Origin of the sequence: Arthrobacter sp. PGP41 (genome assembly GCF_002953935.1) — a bacterium.
Classification (GTDB): Bacteria; Actinomycetota; Actinomycetes; order Actinomycetales; family Micrococcaceae; genus Arthrobacter.
The window spans coordinates 2,405,748-2,424,512 of record NZ_CP026514.1 but is presented as its reverse complement, the minus strand read 5'-3'; the positions used below and the strand labels follow the sequence as shown (position 1 = coordinate 2,424,512).

Annotated in this window: 23 protein-coding genes; 14 read left to right on the top strand and 9 right to left on the bottom strand. The window is 64.6% G+C overall.

Going from position 1 to position 18,765, the window contains the following annotated elements; all coding sequences use genetic code 11:
- The first annotated feature begins 11 nt into the window (after positions 1-11).
- From C3B78_RS11030 to C3B78_RS11020, 3 genes are read left to right on the top strand one after another with little or no spacing between them, the layout of a single operon-like run.
- Complete coding sequence (locus C3B78_RS11030) at positions 12-371, top strand: TraR/DksA family transcriptional regulator (RefSeq protein WP_104998111.1); 360 nt, start codon at positions 12-14, stop codon at positions 369-371.
- Positions 368-937 carry a DNA alkylation repair protein gene (locus tag C3B78_RS11025; RefSeq protein ID WP_104998110.1) on the top strand — a complete coding sequence of 190 codons (570 nt, stop codon included), beginning with the start codon at positions 368-370 and terminating at the stop codon, positions 935-937. The genes C3B78_RS11030 and C3B78_RS11025 overlap by 4 nt, the downstream gene beginning before the upstream one ends.
- The gene (locus C3B78_RS11020) at positions 921-1,376 is read left to right on the top strand and encodes a DUF1810 domain-containing protein (RefSeq protein ID WP_104998109.1); all 456 of its coding nucleotides are present in this window, start codon (positions 921-923) and stop codon (positions 1,374-1,376) included. The genes C3B78_RS11025 and C3B78_RS11020 overlap by 17 nt, the downstream gene beginning before the upstream one ends.
- A 75-nt stretch (positions 1,377-1,451) precedes the next feature.
- Here the strand turns inward: C3B78_RS11020 and C3B78_RS11015 are convergent, their stop codons facing one another.
- Positions 1,452-1,958, bottom strand: coding sequence for a metallophosphoesterase family protein (locus tag C3B78_RS11015; RefSeq protein WP_104998108.1), 507 nt, complete (start codon positions 1,956-1,958; stop codon positions 1,452-1,454).
- Positions 1,959-2,088: 130 nt separating this feature from the next.
- Between C3B78_RS11015 and C3B78_RS11010 the strand changes: the two genes are divergently transcribed.
- Together C3B78_RS11010 and C3B78_RS11005 are read left to right on the top strand one after the other, a co-directional pair.
- On the top strand, positions 2,089-2,286 hold the full coding sequence (locus tag C3B78_RS11010) for a DUF1918 domain-containing protein (protein ID WP_104999751.1): 198 nt from the start codon (positions 2,089-2,091) through the stop codon (positions 2,284-2,286).
- 55 nt (positions 2,287-2,341) lie between these two features.
- Positions 2,342-2,869 carry an NUDIX domain-containing protein gene (locus tag C3B78_RS11005; RefSeq protein WP_104998107.1) on the top strand — a complete coding sequence of 176 codons (528 nt, stop codon included), beginning with the start codon at positions 2,342-2,344 and terminating at the stop codon, positions 2,867-2,869.
- Here the strand turns inward: C3B78_RS11005 and C3B78_RS11000 are convergent.
- A complete protein-coding gene (locus tag C3B78_RS11000; RefSeq protein WP_104998106.1) occupies positions 2,841-3,518 on the bottom strand; it encodes an endonuclease/exonuclease/phosphatase family protein in 678 nt (225 codons plus the stop codon). The genes C3B78_RS11005 and C3B78_RS11000 overlap by 29 nt on opposite strands.
- Before the next feature lie 185 nt (positions 3,519-3,703).
- Between C3B78_RS11000 and C3B78_RS10995 the strand changes: the two genes are divergently transcribed.
- The 3 genes from C3B78_RS10995 (at position 3,704) to C3B78_RS10985 (ending at position 6,895) form a co-directional block, all read left to right on the top strand.
- Complete coding sequence (locus C3B78_RS10995) at positions 3,704-4,507, top strand: thioesterase family protein (RefSeq protein WP_104998105.1); 804 nt, start codon at positions 3,704-3,706, stop codon at positions 4,505-4,507.
- A gap of 127 nt (positions 4,508-4,634) precedes the next feature.
- Positions 4,635-5,177, top strand: a complete 543-nt coding sequence (locus C3B78_RS10990) for a PadR family transcriptional regulator (protein ID WP_104998104.1) — start codon at positions 4,635-4,637, stop codon at positions 5,175-5,177.
- A gap of 5 nt (positions 5,178-5,182) precedes the next feature.
- A complete protein-coding gene (locus tag C3B78_RS10985) occupies positions 5,183-6,895 on the top strand; it encodes an ABC1 kinase family protein (RefSeq protein WP_104998103.1) in 1,713 nt (570 codons plus the stop codon).
- A 5-nt stretch (positions 6,896-6,900) separates the two neighbouring features.
- Here the strand turns inward: C3B78_RS10985 and C3B78_RS10980 are convergent, their stop codons facing one another.
- Entirely contained in the window at positions 6,901-7,293 is a 393-nt protein-coding gene (locus C3B78_RS10980; protein ID WP_104998102.1) for a DUF2177 family protein, read from the bottom strand.
- Here C3B78_RS10980 and C3B78_RS10975 point away from each other — a divergent pair.
- The gene (locus tag C3B78_RS10975) at positions 7,286-8,059 is read left to right on the top strand and encodes a lipoate--protein ligase family protein (protein ID WP_442778241.1); all 774 of its coding nucleotides are present in this window, start codon (positions 7,286-7,288) and stop codon (positions 8,057-8,059) included. The two genes, C3B78_RS10980 and C3B78_RS10975, sit on opposite strands and share 8 nt — an antisense overlap.
- A gap of 21 nt (positions 8,060-8,080) precedes the next feature.
- On the opposite strand, the gene C3B78_RS10970 is transcribed toward C3B78_RS10975, so the two are convergent.
- The 4 genes from C3B78_RS10970 to C3B78_RS10955 all read right to left on the bottom strand — a co-directional run bounded on the left by C3B78_RS10970 (position 8,081) and on the right by C3B78_RS10955 (position 10,431).
- A complete protein-coding gene (locus tag C3B78_RS10970; protein ID WP_104998100.1) occupies positions 8,081-8,338 on the bottom strand; it encodes a mycoredoxin in 258 nt (85 codons plus the stop codon).
- A gap of 111 nt (positions 8,339-8,449) precedes the next feature.
- The gene (locus C3B78_RS10965; RefSeq protein ID WP_104998099.1) at positions 8,450-8,911 is read right to left on the bottom strand and encodes a hypothetical protein; all 462 of its coding nucleotides are present in this window, start codon (positions 8,909-8,911) and stop codon (positions 8,450-8,452) included.
- Positions 8,912-9,070: 159 nt separating this feature from the next.
- Positions 9,071-9,739 (bottom strand): signal peptidase I, encoded by a 669-nt coding sequence (locus tag C3B78_RS10960; RefSeq protein ID WP_104998098.1) that lies wholly within the window; start codon positions 9,737-9,739, stop codon positions 9,071-9,073.
- 68 nt (positions 9,740-9,807) lie between these two features.
- Positions 9,808-10,431 (bottom strand): hypothetical protein, encoded by a 624-nt coding sequence (locus C3B78_RS10955; protein ID WP_104998097.1) that lies wholly within the window; start codon positions 10,429-10,431, stop codon positions 9,808-9,810.
- Between the two features lie 266 nt (positions 10,432-10,697).
- On the opposite strand from C3B78_RS10955, the gene C3B78_RS10950 reads away from it, so the two are divergent.
- On the top strand, positions 10,698-11,459 hold the full coding sequence (locus C3B78_RS10950) for an SOS response-associated peptidase (protein WP_104998096.1): 762 nt from the start codon (positions 10,698-10,700) through the stop codon (positions 11,457-11,459).
- 27 nt (positions 11,460-11,486) lie between these two features.
- Here C3B78_RS10950 and C3B78_RS10945 read toward each other — a convergent pair whose 3' ends face one another.
- Positions 11,487-11,909, bottom strand: a complete 423-nt coding sequence (locus C3B78_RS10945; RefSeq protein ID WP_104998095.1) for a VOC family protein — start codon at positions 11,907-11,909, stop codon at positions 11,487-11,489.
- A gap of 19 nt (positions 11,910-11,928) precedes the next feature.
- On the opposite strand from C3B78_RS10945, the gene C3B78_RS10940 reads away from it, so the two are divergent.
- Positions 11,929-12,249: a chorismate mutase gene (locus tag C3B78_RS10940; protein WP_104998094.1), complete on the top strand. Its 321-nt coding sequence runs from the start codon at positions 11,929-11,931 to the stop codon at positions 12,247-12,249.
- Between the two features lie 19 nt (positions 12,250-12,268).
- Here the strand turns inward: C3B78_RS10940 and C3B78_RS10935 are convergent, their stop codons facing one another.
- Complete coding sequence (locus C3B78_RS10935) at positions 12,269-12,658, bottom strand: hypothetical protein (RefSeq protein WP_104998093.1); 390 nt, start codon at positions 12,656-12,658, stop codon at positions 12,269-12,271.
- 156 nt (positions 12,659-12,814) lie between these two features.
- Between C3B78_RS10935 and C3B78_RS10930 the strand changes: the two genes are divergently transcribed.
- The 3 genes from C3B78_RS10930 (at position 12,815) to thrS (ending at position 18,761) form a co-directional block, all read left to right on the top strand.
- Positions 12,815-13,150 carry a DUF6504 family protein gene (locus tag C3B78_RS10930; RefSeq protein ID WP_104998092.1) on the top strand — a complete coding sequence of 112 codons (336 nt, stop codon included), beginning with the start codon at positions 12,815-12,817 and terminating at the stop codon, positions 13,148-13,150.
- On the top strand, positions 13,147-16,635 hold the full coding sequence (locus C3B78_RS10925; protein ID WP_104998091.1) for a DNA polymerase III subunit alpha: 3,489 nt from the start codon (positions 13,147-13,149) through the stop codon (positions 16,633-16,635). Before C3B78_RS10930 ends, C3B78_RS10925 begins: the two co-directional genes overlap by 4 nt.
- Positions 16,636-16,751: 116 nt before the next feature.
- Positions 16,752-18,761, top strand: a complete 2,010-nt coding sequence (gene thrS, locus C3B78_RS10920) for a threonine--tRNA ligase (RefSeq protein ID WP_104998090.1) — start codon at positions 16,752-16,754, stop codon at positions 18,759-18,761.
- The last annotated feature ends 4 nt before the right edge of the window (positions 18,762-18,765 follow it).

Here is an 18,765-nt window from a genome sequence, read left to right as displayed (position 1 = left end):
AGGCTTTTCCCATGCCTGATGTGGAAAGGTTCCGCATCCTCCTCGAGGAGGAGCGGAAGCGGAAGCTGGCACTGCTCCCCGCGCTCCGCGCCGACATTGCCTCGGCAAACTCCGCGCGCCAGGATTCGAACGTCGACGACGAACACGATCCGGAGGGTTCCACCATTGCGTTCGAGCTGTCCCAGGCAGCTGCCCTGCTCAAGCAAAGCACCGCCGGCCTTGACCAGGTGGATGCCGCACTGGCCCGGATCGCTGCCGGCACGTACGGCATCTGCGCGGTCTGCGGGGAATCCATAGCGGAGGGAAGGCTGGAGGCCAGGCCCTGGACGCCGTTCTGCATCCGGCACGCGTCCGCTGGACGTGGCCGATGAACGGCGGGCCCGACTATGTGGCAGCGGCCGCTGCGTTCATCGACCGCACCCTGCAGAATGAGGGCGCCTGGTACCGCGCGGACGACGTCGAGTCCCGGCTGGGCGGGGTGCTTGCCTCCTACGGCTCCTCGGTGGGTGCCGTCCGTGGAACGGTCCGGGACGCCCTGAGGAAGTTCAAGGACCTGGACCACGATGCCGTGGTCCTGCTGGCGTCCGGGCTGTGGGCCCAACCGAAACCCGGTGGCAGGCCGGTTTTTGAGCGCCGACAGGCCGCCGTGGTGCTGCTTCAGTCAAGGGCCAGTCTCCTGCTGCACTCGGACCTGACCCGGATCGAGGGCTTCCTTCGTTCCGCGGGAAGCCGCGAGTTGGTGGAGCCCCTGCTGTCCGACGTAGTGTTGCCGCTACTGGCTGGACTGGCAGGACGCGACCGGCAGCGCGCAGGTGTTGTCCTTGCCAGGTGGAGCCAGGACCCGGACGGGCGGCTGCGCAGGGCTGCGGCCTTCATCGAGCAGCAGTCCGGCCCTGAGACCCCGCACAAAGGAGACAGCTATGAACGATCCCTATGACCTGGACCGCTTCGTGTCAGCCCAGGACAGCGGCGCAGGGGAGGGCGGGACCTTCGGACAGGCCTTGGCTGAGCTGCAGCTCGGCAACAAGACCGGCCACTGGATGTGGTTCATCTTCCCGCAGCTCGCCGGCCTGGGGCAAAGCCCCACCTCCCGGAAATACGCCATCACTTCGCTTGCCGAAGCCCGGGCGTACCTCGAGCACGGGGTCCTCGGCCCGCGGCTCCTGCAGTGCGCCCAGGCGCTCACCAACCACGCCGGGCGCACTGCAGAGGACATCCTGGGCGGCATCGATGCCCGGAAGCTGCACTCGTCCATGACCCTGTTCCTCCGCGCCGCGCCCGGCGAAACGGTGTTCAAGACAGTCCTTGCCCAGTTCTTTGACGGCCAGCCGGACGAGGCCACCGACGCGCTGCTCGCGGAGCAGGACCAGGACTGAAAAGCTAAGCATCTTTGCTGTTCCAACACAGGCAGTTATGCGGGCGCCGTCAACCCCGTCCCTTCCAGCCTCCCGTCAGCCGCGGGGAACCTCCACCAGGCGGACGTCGGCCAGCCGGCCGGCGTCCACGACGGCGGTCATGTAGGTGCACACAGGCTGGCGGCGGCGGTCGGTGGGTGAACCCGGGTTGAGCAGCCGCAGCCCGCGCGGGGTGGTGGTGTCCCACGGAATGTGGCTATGGCCGAAGACCAGGACGTCCGCCTCCGGATACAGCGCTTCGCAGCGTGCCTCGCGTCCCTTTGCCTGGCCGGTTTCGTGGACCATCGCAAAGCGGACGCCCTCAAGGGTGGCCGTGGCAATTTCCGGCAACCGCCGGCGCAGCTCCGGCCCGTCGTTGTTTCCGTAGACGCCCAGCAGCGAGCGGCTCCGCTCTTCGAATTCCGCCAAGAGGGACGCCTCCACCCAGTCCCCGGCGTGAAAGACCAGGTCGGCGTTTTCGACGGCGGACCACACCTGTGCGGGGAGCGCCCTGGCGCGCTTCGGGACATGGGTATCGGCGACCAGCACCAGATTCAAAGGCATGGCCAAAATCCTGCCATGGCACGGCCTTTTCCCCACCTCGCTTCCATGCCCCCATTTCCCTCCGCACTTTCTCCTTCGCCCTTTCCCCGCTGCGGAGGCAGTCGTACTCTTGGGCTTGGAGGTGATTGCCATGGAGGCAACGCAAGGCGACCGCATCATCGTCCATGGAAGGACCGTTGGGGCCACAGACCGGCATGGAGTGATCCTGGAGGTGCGGGGCCAGGGCGGGACGCCGCCCTACCTGGTCCGCTTTGATGACGGACACGAAACCATCATGTATCCCGGCGGTGATTTCGCCGTCGAACGCGGCCACGCGAACCAGGCCTGACTGACGGAACGGCCAGGCAGGTGCACCGATCCATGGCACCTGCCAGACTGGAGCGATGGATCACTTGTCGGCTTCCACCGCGTCCACAGCCCCACCCGTCCGCACCGGTCCCCGGGACCCCGGCGACGCCTGGGTCGAAGGGGACCGGGGCCGCTACTGGGGGCGGTTCGGTGCAGCCGGAGTGCTGGCCTACGATCCGGAAAAAGGCGTGCTGCTGCAGCACCGGGCTGTCTGGAGCCATAACGGGGGGACATGGGGCCTGCCCGGCGGGGCCCTCCATCATGGCGAGGAGCCCATCACGGGCGCGCTCCGGGAAGCCTTCGAGGAAGCGGCCGTCCCCGCCGGCAACGTGGAGCTGCTCTTCACGTCCCTGTTTGACGTGGGCTACTGGTCCTACACCACGGTGGTGGTCCTGGTCAGGGAGCCCTTTGATCCGGTGATCAGTGATCCCGAAAGCCTCGAACTGCGGTGGGTGCCGATGGCCGATGTGGCCTGCCTGGAACTGCACCCGGGATTCGCGGCATCGTGGCCCGCCCTGCGTGAACGGCTTGGGCCTAGTAGTCCGGACCGTACTCGGCGGTGACCAGGATCGGGAGGTGGTCCGAGTTCCCGCGTGGAAGCGTTTCGACGCTTTCGATGTCCAGGCCCAGTGACGTTGCAAAATCGAAATGGCCCTTAAACACCTTGTACCGGGTGTAGGTGCGCCTGTTGCTGAGCGACAGGGCATAGCCGGAATTCTTCATGTGCATGTCCAGGTTCTTGGTGAAGAACGGATAGTTGAAGTCGCCCACCATCAAGGTCATCAGGCCTTTGCCCATGCTGAGCAGCTCGGCGTGGGCGGCATGGATCTGCTTCCGCCGCAGCGAGTTCGACGCCGTGAGGGGCGCGGCGTGGAAGGAGCCGATGACCAGCTCATGCTGGGTCTCATTGTCCATCACCCGGGTGCCGATCAGCCGCTCATGGGCCGGGGCCAGGACCCGGTCATGCATTGATTTCTTGAGTGCGAAGGACTGGGTGTCCAAAGCGGTGAAGCGGCTCATCCGGTAATAGATGGCCAGCCCCAGCCGGTTGCCCTTGGTGGCATCCGCGAGGTGCAGCGGCCCAAGCGTTTCGGGGAGGTCGCTGGAATCCACCTCCTGGAGGCAGAGCGCATCAATATCATGGTTCCGCGCCAGGGCGAGGAGTTCACCGCTAGCCTTGTGCTTGCGGAGGTTGTAGCTGATGACACGCATGGAACACCTCTTCCGAGGGTTGCTGACAGGACCAGTTCCTGAGTCTAGTCGGATGACTCCTGTCAGGCTCCAACATTTCGCCGCGTCCGGCCAAGTCCCCCTCGGCTGACCGCCTCTGCCAGCCACCTGGCGGATGGCAGATAGGGTTAAGGCCAATTCACTGAGTATCACCGGAGGGGCCCGCTTTGACCGCAGATTTGCCTGAACTGGCCGAGGGAAGCTTCTACTACCTGAACCTGGGCGGGGGACGTTTCCGTTCCACCATCCATGCCCAGGGCGCCTGGAACGTGCACGAGCAACACATGGCGCCCGCGTCGGGCCTGATGGCGGACAGCCTGGAACGGCATGAGCCGCGGGCGGACATGCGGATGGCGCGGATCAGCTACGAGATCCTGGGCCTTATTCCGGGCGGCGCCTTCCATATCGAAACCACTACCCTCCGGCCCGGGAAGACCATCGAACTCCTGCAGGCGGAACTGGTGGCCGGCGGGCGGACTGCCATTCGCGCCACTGCCTGGCGGCTGGTCACCAGCGATACCACCGAAGTGGCCGCCATCGAGGACAGCCCGATTCCCGGACCGGAGGACTGCAAGCCGTACGATGGCGCATCCGTCTGGCCGGGCGGCTACATCCGCTCCCTTGAAATGAGGGTGGCGGAAGGGCACCGGCCGGGCGCCGGAAAGGTCTGGCTCCGGACAGGCCACCCCTTGACGGACCGTGGCGACAGCGGCGACCTTGCCCGGCTCATGGGGCTGGTGGACACCGCCAACGGTATTGCGGCCAGGGTCCCCCCGGGCAAGGACAGTTATGCCTTTCCCAACCTGGACCTGCAGGTCCACATGTACCGCAGCCCCGAGGGGGAGTGGCTGGGCCTGGACAATGCTGTGTCGTTCGGCGGAGACGGGATTGGCCTGACATCCACCGTGCTGCACGACCTCCAGGGTCCGTTCGGGCGTGCCGAGCAGATCCTCACTATCCGCAGAACCTGACATTGCCCTCAGATTTCGGCCGCGGGAAGCGAAGCCTCGCGTGGTTGAAATCTGCCCTGCCCCTAGATCCCGCCCTGTGTCGTTGAGTATCGTTGTATATCGTTCAAGATTCACAAGGGAGAACATCATGCGTGGTTCATATCCGTCCGGCGGATTCGGCGGGACCAACATCGATGGCATGTGGCAGGCCGTCGAGGAGCTGCGGTCCCGGTTTGAAAAGCGCGCAGGAACCCGCGCCGGCAAGGGCGAGGTCCGTGCAGCCGTGCTGGCCCTCTTGGCGGAGCGGCCAATGCACGGCTACCAGATCATCCGCGAGATCGAGGAGCGCAGCAACGGCAGCTGGAAGCCAAGCGCCGGCTCCGTCTACCCCACACTGCAGCTGCTCGCGGACGAGGGCACCATCCGTGCGGAGGAGTCCAACAGCCGCAAGATCTATTCGCTGACAGAGGCAGGCCGTGAGGAAGTGGCGAACGACCATGCCGCGGCGGCCCCCTGGGAATCAGCAGGTTCCCAGGCCGGCGGGTTTACGGCCCTGCCCAAGGCCGGTGTGGAACTAGCGCAGGCTGCGGCCCAGGTTGGCCGCACGGGTTCACCGGAGCAGGTGCGGCAGGCCGTGGCAGTGCTCGACGAGGCGCGGCGCCGGATCTACTCGATCCTCGCCCAGGACTGACGCGGGTGGCGTTCGTCCGCCGGGACCGCCCCGCCCCGGTACCCGGCGCCGGAGACACCCGTGCCCGCTACCGCCGCATCCTTCGCTTTGCCGCGTGGAACCTGGCCGTGACGTGGTGGTTTGAGCTGTTCCTCCCGCGGATCGGACTTGCCCGCATCGCCAGGCGGACACGTTCGAAGAGGATGCAGGGCTTCGCCCGGAACTTCCACCTGATGGCAGTGGAACTGGGCGGCCTGATGATCAAGGTGGGGCAGTTCCTGTCCTCCAGGCTCGACGTCCTTCCGCCCGAGATCACCAGGGAGCTGGAGGGGCTGCAGGACGAAGTCCCCCCGGTTCCGTTTCCCGCGATCCGCGCCCTTGCGGAGGAGGAACTGGGCGCCCGGCTTGAGCAGGTGTTCGCCTTCGTCGAGGAGGTACCGGTCGCCGCCGCCTCGCTGGGGCAGGCGCACCGTGCCCGCCTTCTGCCCGCCGACGCGGCCGACACCGGGCTCGCCAATGTTGTGCTGAAGGTGCAGCGCCCGGGCATTGACAGGATTGTCGACGTCGACCTGGCGGCCCTGCGCAAGGTGGGAGGATGGCTCAGCCGCATCCGCCTGGTTTCCAGCCGTGCGGACGTCCCGGCCCTGGTCGAGGAGTTCGCGCAGACGAGTTTCGAGGAGATCGACTACCTGCACGAGGCGGCAAATGCCGAGCGCTTCGAGGCCGGGTTTGCACATGATGACAGGGTCAGCGTGCCCCGCGTCGCGTGGGAGCGGACCACCCGGCGCCTCCTTGCCCTTGAAGATGTCACGGCCGTCAAGATCACGGAGGCCGCAGCCCTTCGCGCCGCCGGCATCGATCCGGCCGAAGTGGCCCCGGTGTTCGCGTCCGTTATGTTCGACCAGTTGTTCACCACCGGCTTTTTCCACGCGGATCCGCACCCGGGGAACATTTTCGTCACTCCTGATTCCGCCGGCCCAGGGGGACATCCGTGGAAACTGACGTTCATCGACTTCGGCATGATGGGCGAGGTCACCGACTCCACGCGCAGCGGTCTAAGGAAGCTGCTGATTGCGGCCGCGGCGCGTGACGGCAAGGGGCTGGTGGCGGCGATCAACGACGTCGGCGTGCTGGCGCCGTCGGCGGACATCGTGGAGCTGGAAAGGGCCATGACGCACCTTTTCGCCCGCTTCGGGGGGATGGGGTTTGCCGAGCTCCGTGAAGTGGATCCCAAGGAATTCCGCGATTTCGCCGTGGAGTTCGGTGACGTTATCCGCTCTTTGCCGTTCCAGTTCCCGGAGAACTTCCTGCTGATCATCCGGGCGATGTCTCTGACGTCCGGCGTCTGCAGCTCGCTTGATGAACGCTTCAACCTGTGGGACTCGGTGGAACCGTATGCTGCCCGGCTGTTGCGCGACGAGCGCGGCAACCTCCTGCAGGACGTGGCCCAGCAGGCCCTCGACGCCGCGGCGATCGCCCTGCGGCTGCCGAAACGCCTGGAAGCACTGGCCAGCCGCCTCGAGGAGGGGTCGCTTGCGGTGGCCAATCCCCGCATTGAGCGCCAGCTCGCCCGGCTGGACCGCAGGGCCCGGCGGTCGGCGTCGGCCCTTGTTTTTGCGGCCCTGCTCATCGCCGGAGCCGTGGTGCGGGCAGACGACGTTGTCCTGGGCAGCGTCCTCATGGCCGGTTCCGTGGTCCCGCTGCTGCACGGGCTGTGGGCGGGCCGCCGCGGCCCGTGACCGCGTCAGGCGCGTCCCTGGAATACAAGCCAGCCGGCAAGCGTGGACAGCCCCGTGAGTAAGGCGCCCCACAGCATGTCCACCACGACCAGCTGCAGCGGCCACACCTTCAGGGTGGCGGCGTTGGTGAGGTCATACGTAGCGTAGGCGAAGGCGCCCACCGCCGCGCCGTAACCCAGGGCAGTGAGCCAGCTGCCGCCGTCGAGGGCAGGCCGAAGGGCGAAAAACACAATCCCGGCGATGTAAATGACATAGAAGGCGACGGCGTAACCTAGGTGTGGTTTATCCGCCAGCAGCTCGCCGATATGGCTGCGGTAAAAGGGGTTCATCAGTTTGAGCCAGGCGGCGTCAATCGCGGCGAAGGCGGCGGCGACAACCAGGAACTGCAGTATGACCATAGGGGAGCTTAGCAACATGTACGACGACGGCCCCGGACCCCGCACGCTAACCGTTGTGCGGCAGGAACGGTCGCTGGGTGCGGGCCGTGACCTGGAGCTCGGCCTGGAACTCCTGGCGCGGGTGAAGACGGGGGACATTGGCCCCACGCTCCGGCTTTACCGGCCTGCGCCCACCGTGGCCTTCGGCCAGCGTGACACCCGCTTGCCGGGCTTTGAGGCGGCTGCCCGGGCGTGCAGGGCCAACGGCTTCGAGCCCCTGGTCCGCCGGGCAGGGGGGCGGGCGGCCGCCTACCACGAGGGGGCCCTGGTGGTGGACCACCTTCAACCGGATGCCGATGCGATCGCAGGGTCCAAAACCAGGTTCGGTTTCTTTGGGGAGCTGTTTGCCGAGGTACTGCGCAGCGTCGGCGTGCAGGCGGCCGTGGGCGAGATTCCGGGCGAATACTGCCCCGGTGAGTTCAGCGTGCACGGAACCGATCCGGCTGACGGCGGCCGCCGGGTGAAGCTGGTGGGCACGGCGCAACGCGTTGTGGCCGGCGGTTGGCTTTTCAGTTCCGTCATTGTGGTGGAAAACTCTGCGCCCATCCGCAAAGTGCTGACCGACAGCTATGCCGCCCTGGGGCTGGACTGGAATCCCGCCACGGCAGGTGCGGTGGACGATCTGGTCCCTGGCGTGGACGTAGCCGCGGTGGAAAATGCCTTGCTTGCCACCTACGCGGGCCATGCCGTCCTGGAGGCCGCTTCCTTCAGCAGCCTGGGGGCATGACCCGCGCGGTGGCGTTAAAACCTAGGCTGCGAGACGGGTCTTGACCTCGGCTGCGGAAGGGTTCGTGGCTGCGGTGCCGTCCGGGAAGAGGACGGTGGGTACCGTGCGGTTGCCGCCGTTAAGCTGCTCCACGAGTTCGGCAGTGCCTTCCACTTCCTCGATGTTGATCTCGGTGTAGCCGATGCCCTGGGCATCCAGCTGCTTCTTCAGCCGGTTGCAGTAGCCGCACCAGGTAGTGGAAAACATGGTGATGGTGCCGGAGTCGGGAGTGAAGTCCACGGAGCTCTCCTCTGTGTCGATGACGGTTTCGTTCCTGACAACGGTAACGTGGCGGCCTCTATTCCCAGGCAAACCCCGGCCGCAGGCCCTTCATATGTCGCCAATGGCGGTTCAGCAGGAGACGGTGGCGCCTGGAAGGGGTTGCCCGGTCCAGGTGTTCCCTCCCCCGGTGGTGTAGAGTCCCCGGATGTTATAGGGCCTTGCGAACCTTACGCCTGACAGCCTGACGGTGACCGGAGTGAGGTCGTTTTGGGCCCTGTCCACCACGAGCAGCGGCGTCATGCCGTTGGCATCCTGGAAGATTTCGATCCGGAATGCATTGGCGCGGGGAACGTAGCCATAGTTCGTGAAGGTGAGCGTCAGGTCCCTGCCGGTGCAACTCGACGTGGCCGCCGTGCCGACCGGCTGCGCCAGGTAGACAGTTGCTGCGCTCATCTTCCCCGCTGCCTCGGAAGTAAACGCCGCCTGGGCGATTCCTGGCGCGAAGAGCAGTACCGCGGCCGCTGTCAGGACCGCCGCGGACCGGGCGACACCGGAGGGCCTGGCCGCCTCGGTGTCTCGGATGGTGCGCACGGCCTAATCTCCTTTTCAGTGTCCGGGATGGTCTATTCCTGTTTGTATTCGCCGCCGCTCCGGAAGGATGTGGAGCAGCCACAGGCAAGAGCAGGATGTGCGTAACCGCCCTGTTGGTCCAGGCTGCCGTGCCCTCTGCCATTTTTCCGCAGCCGACGGTCATCGAGCACCGTGGGCCGGATCCCCGGCGGCAAGATGTCCATCAGCCGTGCTCTGCGACGGGGAGGAGCTGTTGGCACTGGGTTCCGTCTTCCAGATCGAGAGCAGGACCATGGCGACCAGGACCGCCGGTGCGCCGTACACCAGGCTTTGCAGGAGCACCGGTTCCCGGAGGGCCCGGATGGCCGACCCGAGGTACGGGATGGTGGCGGCGTGGACATGGACCGTGCCGCCCTGCAGGGCGGCGGTCCACGGATCGGCACCGTTGTTTGCGTCGCCCTTGGTGCGGACGGTCGTGGTCCCGTCGCCTTTCCTGACAATTTCGATGATGCGGTGGGTTTCTACGCGGTGGTCCTCGACCGGTATCCCATAGGTGATGATGTCCCCGGTTTTGAGGCTGCTGACCGGTTTCGGTACTGATACCACGACGTCACCGGCGTTGATCAGCGGGGCCATGGATCCGGTGAGCATGGTGCTGGTCTGGTACCCCAGGACCCTGGGCCCGACGGCCAGGAACAGGAACGCTGCCACGGCGCCGAGCATCATCAGCGTCGATGCAGCCCTGGCCGTGGGCCGGAGCGCTTTGGCCCAGCGGCCTACGGCCGGTGCAGCGGCGGAGGATGCCGCCGTGGTGGCACAAGGGGGGTCTTGGGTGAAAGCTGCCGTCATGGCGGTGTCCGTTCCAGGTGGTGCCCTCCGCCGCCCACGTCTCAGCAGGCGGCGGAGGACCAGGTTGGTTAGTTGCTGGCGCCGGAGCGCTGCGTTCCGGTGAAGGACAGGTCGATGGCGCTGCTCTTGGCCTGGAAGGTGTTGTCCGCTGCGCCGGGCAGGGACAGGGTTACGCGCAGGTTATCGGTGTTGCCGGCCGCAGTGGAGGTGAGACCGGTCAGCGGGAGGTTGGCACCGATGACCGCGCGGGGGGCCAGGACCTGGGTGATGGTCCCGCCCGCGCAGGTGTAGGTGTAGGCGGGGGCGGTGCCGGCTTCGGTCCACGGAACGGAGCAATTGTCGATCGCGAGCTGCAGGCCAAGGGCCGGGTCGGTGTCCAGCTTGGAGGTGGTGGTGGCCAGCGTTGTCAGTGTGATGCCGGCCAGTGCCTGGTTGCCGGTGGCATTGGTGAGCGTCACGGCGCGCTGCACGGTGTCGCCCGGGACCAGGCCGGTGGCGGCGACGCTGAGGCGGTTGGCTGCGCCTGAGGCGCCCAGTGTGATTGCAACGGTGCCCGAGGAGACCTCGGCGGAGGCGGAGGTGCTGGAGGTGAATGCACCGTACGTGCCCAGGCCTGCGACGCCGGCGGCGGTGCCGACCAGGGCCAGGGAGGCGACGACTTTACCTGTGGTGGTGTTGAGGCTGAGACCCATGATGACAAACTTCCATTTCTTTGAGGACGGCCCGCCTTCTGCGGTCCGATTGGCTGCCGGCTTCCCCTTCCGACAACGCCAACAATGCCCGCCCCGTATCAAGAAACCTGGTCGGTGATAGTCAAAGTCCCATCAAAAACAAGACCTAACGCTCAAGATTGAATCAAGGCCAGCGTAGCCAGCCCCTTGGCCACATCCACTCCCTTGACAGAATCCCTGGCATCAATCCGGATGACACCACCTGGCGCCGGTGGCATGCTGGAGCCATGTGTGGACGCTACGTGATGGCCCGTGCCGTGGGGGACCTTTTGGCCGAGTTCGACGCCGAGCTTGAGGGCGAGGTGAGCATTCCGCCGTCGTGGAATGTGGCGCCGACGGATGACGTTCCCATTGTCCTGGAACGCCTGGTGGATGACGGGAGGGCTGCCAGGCAGGTGCGCCAGCTCCATGTTGCCCGGTGGGGGCTGGTCCCGTCCTGGGCCAAGGACCCGGGCATCGGCTCAAGGATGATCAACGCGCGCAGTGAGTCCGTGCTTGAGAAGCCGGCGTTCCGCAAGGCCGCGCAGTCGCGCCGCTGTGCAGTCCCGGCAGATGGATACTACGAATGGAAGCAGGGTCCGGGAAAATCCAAGCAGCCGTACTATGTGCACCCGGGCGGGGGGACGGGCCTGGTCTTCGCAGGGCTCTATGAGTGGTGGAAGGATCCCGCGTGGCCGGCAGGGGAGCCCGGCGGCTGGATGCTCTCCACGTCCATCCTGACCACTGACACGCCGCCGCCGGGCAGTGAGTCGACGGTGTTCGGAAAACTCACCGCCTTGCATGACCGCGTGCCGCTGCCCATGGACAAAGCCACGATGCGGGCATGGCTCGACCCGGCCGCGGACGACGCCGCAGGCCTGGTTGACCTGGTGCGGGCGGGGGTCAAGGACGTGGCGGCGGACTGGCGCGTGGACTCAGTCGGGAAAGAAGTCGGCAACGTCCGGAACAACGGGCCGGAACTCATCCGGCCCGTTGAAGCACTCTTCTAGCAGTCCGGCGCGGACCCGCGGCAAGCGCTAAACGGTGACCGCGCCGTCGTCGTCCACTCTCCAGGTGGGATTGTAGGCAACCTCCCACCGGAAGCCGTCCGGATCGGCGAAGTATCCGCTGTACCCGCCCCACGGCTGGGTGATGGGTTCCGCGATAATGACGGCCCCCGCAGCGGCCGCTTCTTCCATGACACGGTCCACGTCCTCAGTGGACGGAAGGTTGTGGCTAAGCGTGATGCAGGGAACCGGGCCGGGCGGACTGACGCCGGCGTCAGCCTGCATCTGGCGCACGTCCCACAGGGACAGCACCAAACCGTGGTTCACCTGGATGAACACAACATCCTCCGCAAGTTCACGGTGGACCGGCCAGCCAAGGCCGTCCACATAGAACGCGCGGGAGGCGGAAACGCTGCGGACACCTAGTGAGATGAAGTCGACTCTGGGCTGCATGCTTCGATACTGTCAGACGATGGCGACAATTCAAGGAAATGATCGAGATGCTTTGGCCGACAAGGAACAGCTCGCTGCGGTCCGCATTGCTGTTGACGAGGTTGATGACCAGATTGTCACCCTCATCGCCCGCCGGGAACGGCTGATCCGGATTGCCGGAACCCTCAAGGGCGATGACGCCGAAGTCCGAGCGCCCGGGCGCGTGGAGCGAATCATTGAGCATGTCCGCTCGGCAGCGGAGAAAAAAGACATCGACCCGGACATCGTGGAGTCCACGTACCGGGCAATGATCTCCGGCTTCATCGAACTGGAAATGCGGGTCCACAAAGGGAACAGCTGAGCTGCCCGCAAGCCCTTGTTCAGAGGTGTTCCTCCACGGGGACGCCGTGCTGGAATTCCCTGCCTTCGGCCTCGCTGAAGGCTGACATGACATGCCCCTTGCCAAGGCCGTTCAAGGCCGCCATGGGGAAGCTGCCCGTAATGGTGCTATCGGAGTGGGTCACGCCGGACAGGTCGTAGTCTTCTTCGACTCCCTGTTCACGGTTGAATGAGTAAAAGGCAATCGCCTCCCCGTTCATGAACTCAATGCATAACCGCCGTTGTGTTGAATAGTCCGGCGTAGCACCTACCAGCCCAACCACGTAAGCACCGGACGACGGGATGGTGCCGTCTATATTGAACGTGGCCACCACGGTGGAGTCCTGGGTTGAAATGCTTGCCTGCTTTAGAAGTGCGTCTTGGGTGCTCATGGCACCATCCTGCTCCCTGTCGATCGGTCCGTCCACCCTTGCGCGCCATTCTCCTTGTCCTTCCCCGTACCCTTCTTTGCGCACGTTCAGGGCAGGGGTAGACTGGATGTATTCGAACAAGTATTCGAATAAACCAGTTTGGATCCGGGAGGCGCCATGGGCATGTTCAGCCAATCCGTGGACGTCGAGTGCGGCGCTTACGGCGAACCCCTGCGCCTGCTGTGGGCAGGACGTTCCTATGCTGTTTGTGCTGAACCGGTGCGCTGGTACGAACGCCGGCAATGGTGGGCGGAAGAAAGCCGCGCTCCGCTTGGCAGTGGACCCGGACTGGTGGACCACGAAATCTGGCGGGTCCAGGTGCGGCCTGACCCCCCTGTCCTTGGAGCCCTTGAGCCGGAAGAAACTTTGACGCTTGACCTCACCAGGCATATCCAAAGCGGCCGCTGGCGGCTGCTGCGCATCCATGACGCACTCCGGCCAAGGACAGCATGAGCTTCACCCATCTTCACGTCTCCACTGCCTTCAGTGCGCACTACGGCGTCTCCTGGCCTGAGGAACTGGCACAGGCCGCCGCCGCTGACGGTGCAACAGCACTTGCCTGCACTGACCGTGACGGTTTGTACGGAACCATCAAACACCTCAAGGCATGCATGGGAGCGGGCATTGATCCCATTGTGGGTGTTGACCTTGCGGTATTTGACGACGACGACGATCACCGCACCCAGCTTGCCGGCAGGGTGGTGGTGCTGGCTCGGGGCAACAACAACGGGGCGGGCTACCGCGCGCTCTGCAGGCTGATATCAGATGCCCATGCCCGTACCTCCGGGAAATCCGGGGGAACGGTTCCAGTTGCCGTGACCAGGGCGGAACTTGCTTCCCGAACCCTCGATCCCCAAACCCTGAAACCGGTGTTGACTGTCCTGATCGGGCCAGATTCCGACGTCGGCCGGGCCATGGGCGGGCGGCGCTACCTTCGCCCGCGCACCTTGTTCATGCAATGGCTGGACGCAATGCCCGCAGGCACTTTGGTTGCCGAGATAGTCTCCCAGCTCAGCGCACCCGGAAAGCCCTTGAGTACAGCCCATGCTGTCCGCATGCTCAAGCTGGCAGAAGAGCATCATGTTCCTGCAATCCTGACAAACGCCGTCCGGTACTGCGCTGCAGACGGAGCACCCACCGCGGATGTGCTCGACTCAGCACGCACCCTGAAATCCCTGCCGGAACTCGCGGAAGAGCCCCTGCTGCAGCCAACAGGCCAAGGCTGGCTTAAATCCTCCGCGGAGATGCTCCGCCTGGGCAAGGAGATCATTTCTGCGGCAGGCTATGGCGCAGCGGACCTCAAGCAACTGATGAAGCAGACCGAGGCGCTGGCGGACCTTTGCAGGATTGATCCGGTCACGGACATGGGGTGGAAGCAGCCCGTGGTGCCGGAAGCTTCAGTGATCGGGATCAGCCAGGATCCGCATCTTGAACTCGTCCAGCGGTGCCAGGCTGGAATCACCAGGCGGTTCCCGGGAATTACTGGTACTGCCGGACAAAGGATGCGCTCCCGGCTCGATCACGAACTGGGCATCATCCGCAACCTTGGCTTCTCCTCCTATTTCCTGACGGTTGCCGAGGTGTCCCGCATGATCCAGGAAATGGGAGTGCGGGCAGCAGCCCGTGGATCCGGCGCCTCAAGCCTGGTCAATTACCTGATCGACGTCAGCCAGGTGAACCCCCTGCAGCATGACCTGATTTTCGAACGCTTCCTGTCGCAGGACCGGGCAACACTTCCGGATATTGATATCGACGTTGAAAGCGCGGAGCGGCACAACGTCTACCACCGGATTTTTCAGCGCTTTGGTACCGAGCGGGTCACCCTGATGAGCATGCAGAATGGCTACCGGGCCAGGGGTGCAGTGCGGGACGCCGGCATGGCGCTGGGCATGGACGACGACGAGGTGGGGGAGATTGCAAAGCAGCTGTGGCGCTTTTCTGCCCGCAACTTCCGTGAAGCACTCCAGGAAAAACCTGAACTTCGGGAGTTCGCCGGCCGGGTGGAACAGCGGGACCTGGATGGAAACCAGCAACTTGATCTGTTGGTGGACCTGACGGAACGCCTTGACAGGCTGCCCCGGCATATCTCCATGCATCCCTGCGGCGTGATCCTTGGCGACGCAACCCTGCTTGACCGCACTCCTGTGCAGCCCAGTGGACTTGGCCTCCCCATGAGCCAGTTCGATAAACACGACATGGATCCCATGGGCATGCTCAAGCTTGATGTCCTTGGGGTCCGGATGCAAAGCGCCATGGCTTTTGCCGTGCGGGAAGTCATCCGTATCCACCCCTCCAAGGAAGAAGTGGTGGCAGCCGGAAAGCATTCACCTGGTCCGGACGGTGCCGGTCCCGACTACATTGCGGACAACGGACGCATCGACCTCAATGCCGTCCCGCTGGATGATGAAGCCACCTTTGAACTGATCAGGAGCACCCACACCCTGGGCTGCTTCCAGATTGAATCGCCCGGGCAGCGTGAGCTCATCGGCAAGATGGCACCCCGGGAATTCAACGACCTCATCATCGATATCTCACTGTTCCGCCCCGGCCCCATGAAATCGGACATGGTTCGGCCCTTCCTTGAGCACCGGCATGGTTTCGCCCCCGAGGTGTACCCCCATCCGGACCTGAAACCGGTCCTCGCGGAGACCCACGGCGTCACCGTTTTCCACGAACAGATCCTGAAGACCTTCGACGTCATGACAGGCTGCGGACTTGCACGGGCGGACGAGTTCCGCCGTGCATTGGGCAACGACGCCCTTGAGCCGGGCGTGGAGGAGTTCTTCCGCAAAGCGGCTAGGGAAAGGGGCTACGCACCCGCTGTGGTGGACAACGTCTGGGGGACCTTGAAAGCCTTCGGAAGCTTCGGATTCTGCAAGGCGCATGGTGCTGCCTTTGCCGTCCCCACATACCAGTCTGCCTGGCTGAAAGCTCACCATCCCGAAGCATTCCTTGCCGGGCTGTGGGAACACGATCCCGGGATGTACCCCAAAAGGCTGCTGGTAGCGGAAGCCCGGCGCCTGGGGATCACGATCCTCCCGTTGGACATCAACCGAAGCAAGGCGGAGTACCGGGTGGAACGGGTAGGGCAAGGCCCGGATGAAGGAAAACTGGGAATCAGGCTAAGCCTGAACGGCATTTACGGATTGTCCGCAACAGAACTTAAGCGGATCGTCGCCGGCCAGCCCTTCGACTCCCTCGCTGACCTGAGGGCACGGTCAAGGATCAGCAAGCCCGGCATCAAAAGGCTGGCCCAGCTGGGCGCTTTTGATTCCCTTCACCGGGAGGCAGGCGGCAATGCAAACCGTGCGGACCTTGTCCAACATCTGCAAAAACTCCAAGGTTCCGGCAGTGGACGGAAAGGAGTGGAGGTTATCGAGGGGCAGCTCTCCCTGCCTTTGGGGGATGTTGAGCTGCGCAACGTCAAGCCGGGGCTGCCGGCGCCAACCTTGGTGGAGAATGTGCGGGCCGAACTCGACCTTATGGCTGTTGATGTCAGCAGCCACCTGATGGACAGCCACCGGCCGATGCTCAACAGGCTGGGAGTCACCACGGCGGATAAGCTCCTCGGACTGCGGAACGGGACGGAAGTGCTGGTGGCCGGGGTTCGCGTGGCAACCCAGACGCCGCCCATGCGGGGCGGCCGGCGGGTAGTTTTCATCAGCATCGACGACGGCACCGGCTGCATAGATTCGGTCTTCTTCCATGAAGCCCAGGAAAAGGCAGGAATGCTCCTCTTTGGAACCCGGCTGCTCCTGATCCGTGGCACCACCAGGCGGACCGGCCCGCGGGGAATAAGCCTGAGCGCGAGCATGGCCTGGGACCTGAGCCGCACCGAAACCTTGCCGTTCCAGGGTTCCCAGGCGCAGGAACCGGAGGCCCGGCACCCCCTGGACGGAATCACCCGCACCCTCGCCATCACGGGATTCAGCGGCTGATCCTCGGGTGCGCCGCGTTGGTCGGGCCTGAGCGGAACCGATAGCATTGACGATGGCTGGCTGTGGTCCCCGTATGCCACAAGCTATGAAGCCTTAACTTTGAATAGGAGACACCCGTGTCAGATGCCCAGCAGATCACCCTTCTCGTCGATGGCGAAGAGACCAAGGTGACTACCGGGACAACCGGTGCGGAACTCTTCTTTGAGCGCCGTGATGTTGTTGTTGCCCGCGTCAATGGCGAGCTTAAGGACCTGGACCAGGAGCTGCCTGAAGGCGCTGACGTCGAGGGCGTAACCATCGATTCCCCGGACGGGCTCAACGTCCTCCGCCACTCCACCGCCCACGTCATGGCACAGGCCGTCCAGCAGTTGCGGCCGGACGCCAAACTGGGCATCGGCCCGTACATCACCGACGGCTTCTACTTCGATTTCGATGTTGCCGAGCCGTTCACTCCCGAGGACCTCAAGACCCTCGAAAAGATGATGCAGAAGATCATCAACCAGAACCAGAAGTTCGTCCGCCGCGTGGTCAACGAGGACGAGGCCCGCGAAGCGATGAAGGACGAGCCCTACAAGCTTGAACTCCTTGGCAAGAAGAATGAAGCCGCAGAGGCCGGCGAGGGCGTCAACGTTGAGGTCGGCGCCGGCGACATCACCATCTACGACAACGTGGAGCGCAAGGACGGGACCACCGTCTGGTGCGACCTTTGCCGCGGGCCGCACCTGCCCAACACCAAGCTGATCTCCAATGCCTTCGCCCTCACCCGTTCGTCCTCCGCCTACTGGCTGGGCAACCAGAAGAACCAGCAGCTGCAGCGGATCTACGGCACTGCGTGGCCCACCAAGGACGCGCTCAAGGCCTACCAGGAGCGCATCGCCGAGGCCGAACGCCGGGACCACCGCAAGCTCGGCTCTGAACTGGACCTGTTCTCCTTCCCGGACGAACTCGGCTCGGGCCTTCCGGTCTTCCACCCCAAGGGCGGCATCATCCGCAAGGAGATGGAGGACTACTCCCGGCAGCGCCATGTTGAGGCCGGCTATGAGTTCGTGTACACGCCGCATATCACCAAGGGCCACCTGTACGAGGTCTCGGGCCACCTGGACTGGTACAAGGACGGCATGTTCCCGGCCATGCATGTGGACGCCGAACTCAATGAAGACGGCACCGTCCGCAAACCCGGCCAGGACTACTACCTCAAGCCGATGAACTGCCCCATGCACAACCTGGTCTTCCGGTCCCGCGGCCGCTCCTACCGTGAGCTGCCCCTGCGGCTGTTCGAATTCGGGTCCGTGTACCGGTACGAGAAGTCCGGCGTGGTGCACGGGCTGACCCGGGTCCGCGGCATGACACAGGACGACGCCCACATCTACTGCACCCGCGAGCAGATGAAGGGTGAGCTCACCAAGACCCTGACGTTCGTGCTCGACCTGCTCAAGGACTACGGCCTGAACGACTTCTACCTGGAGCTTTCCACCAAGGATCCGGAGAAGTTCGTCGGTGACGACGCCGCCTGGGAGGAAGCCACCCGGACCCTCGCCGAAGTGGCCGAGGAATCAGGCCTGGAACTTGTCGCTGATCCGGGCGGGGCCGCGTTCTACGGCCCCAAGATCTCCGTGCAGGCGAAGGACGCCCTGGGCCGGACCTGGCAGATGTCCACCATCCAGCTGGACTTCAACCTGCCGGAACGGTTCGAACTGGAATTCCAGGCGGCAGACGGCACGCGCCAGCGGCCCGTTATGATCCACCGCGCCCTGTTCGGATCGATTGAGCGGTTCATGGGAGTGCTCACCGAGCATTACGCCGGCGCCTTCCCCGCCTGGCTGGCCCCGGTGCAGGTGGTGGGCATCCCCGTGGCGGAAACGTTCAATGAATACATGTTCGACGTCGTCGACCAGCTCAAGGCCGCAGGCATCCGTGCCGAGGTGGACACCTCCTCGGACCGGTTCCCGAAGAAGATCCGCACCGCCAGCAAGGACAAGATCCCGTTCGTGCTGATCGCCGGCGGGGATGACGCCGAGGCAGGCGCAGTCTCGTTCCGCTTCCGGGACGGAAGCCAGGACAACGGCGTGCCCGTGGCAGAGGCAGTCAAGCGGATCACGGAAGCCGTCCGTAACCGGACCAGCTAGCGGA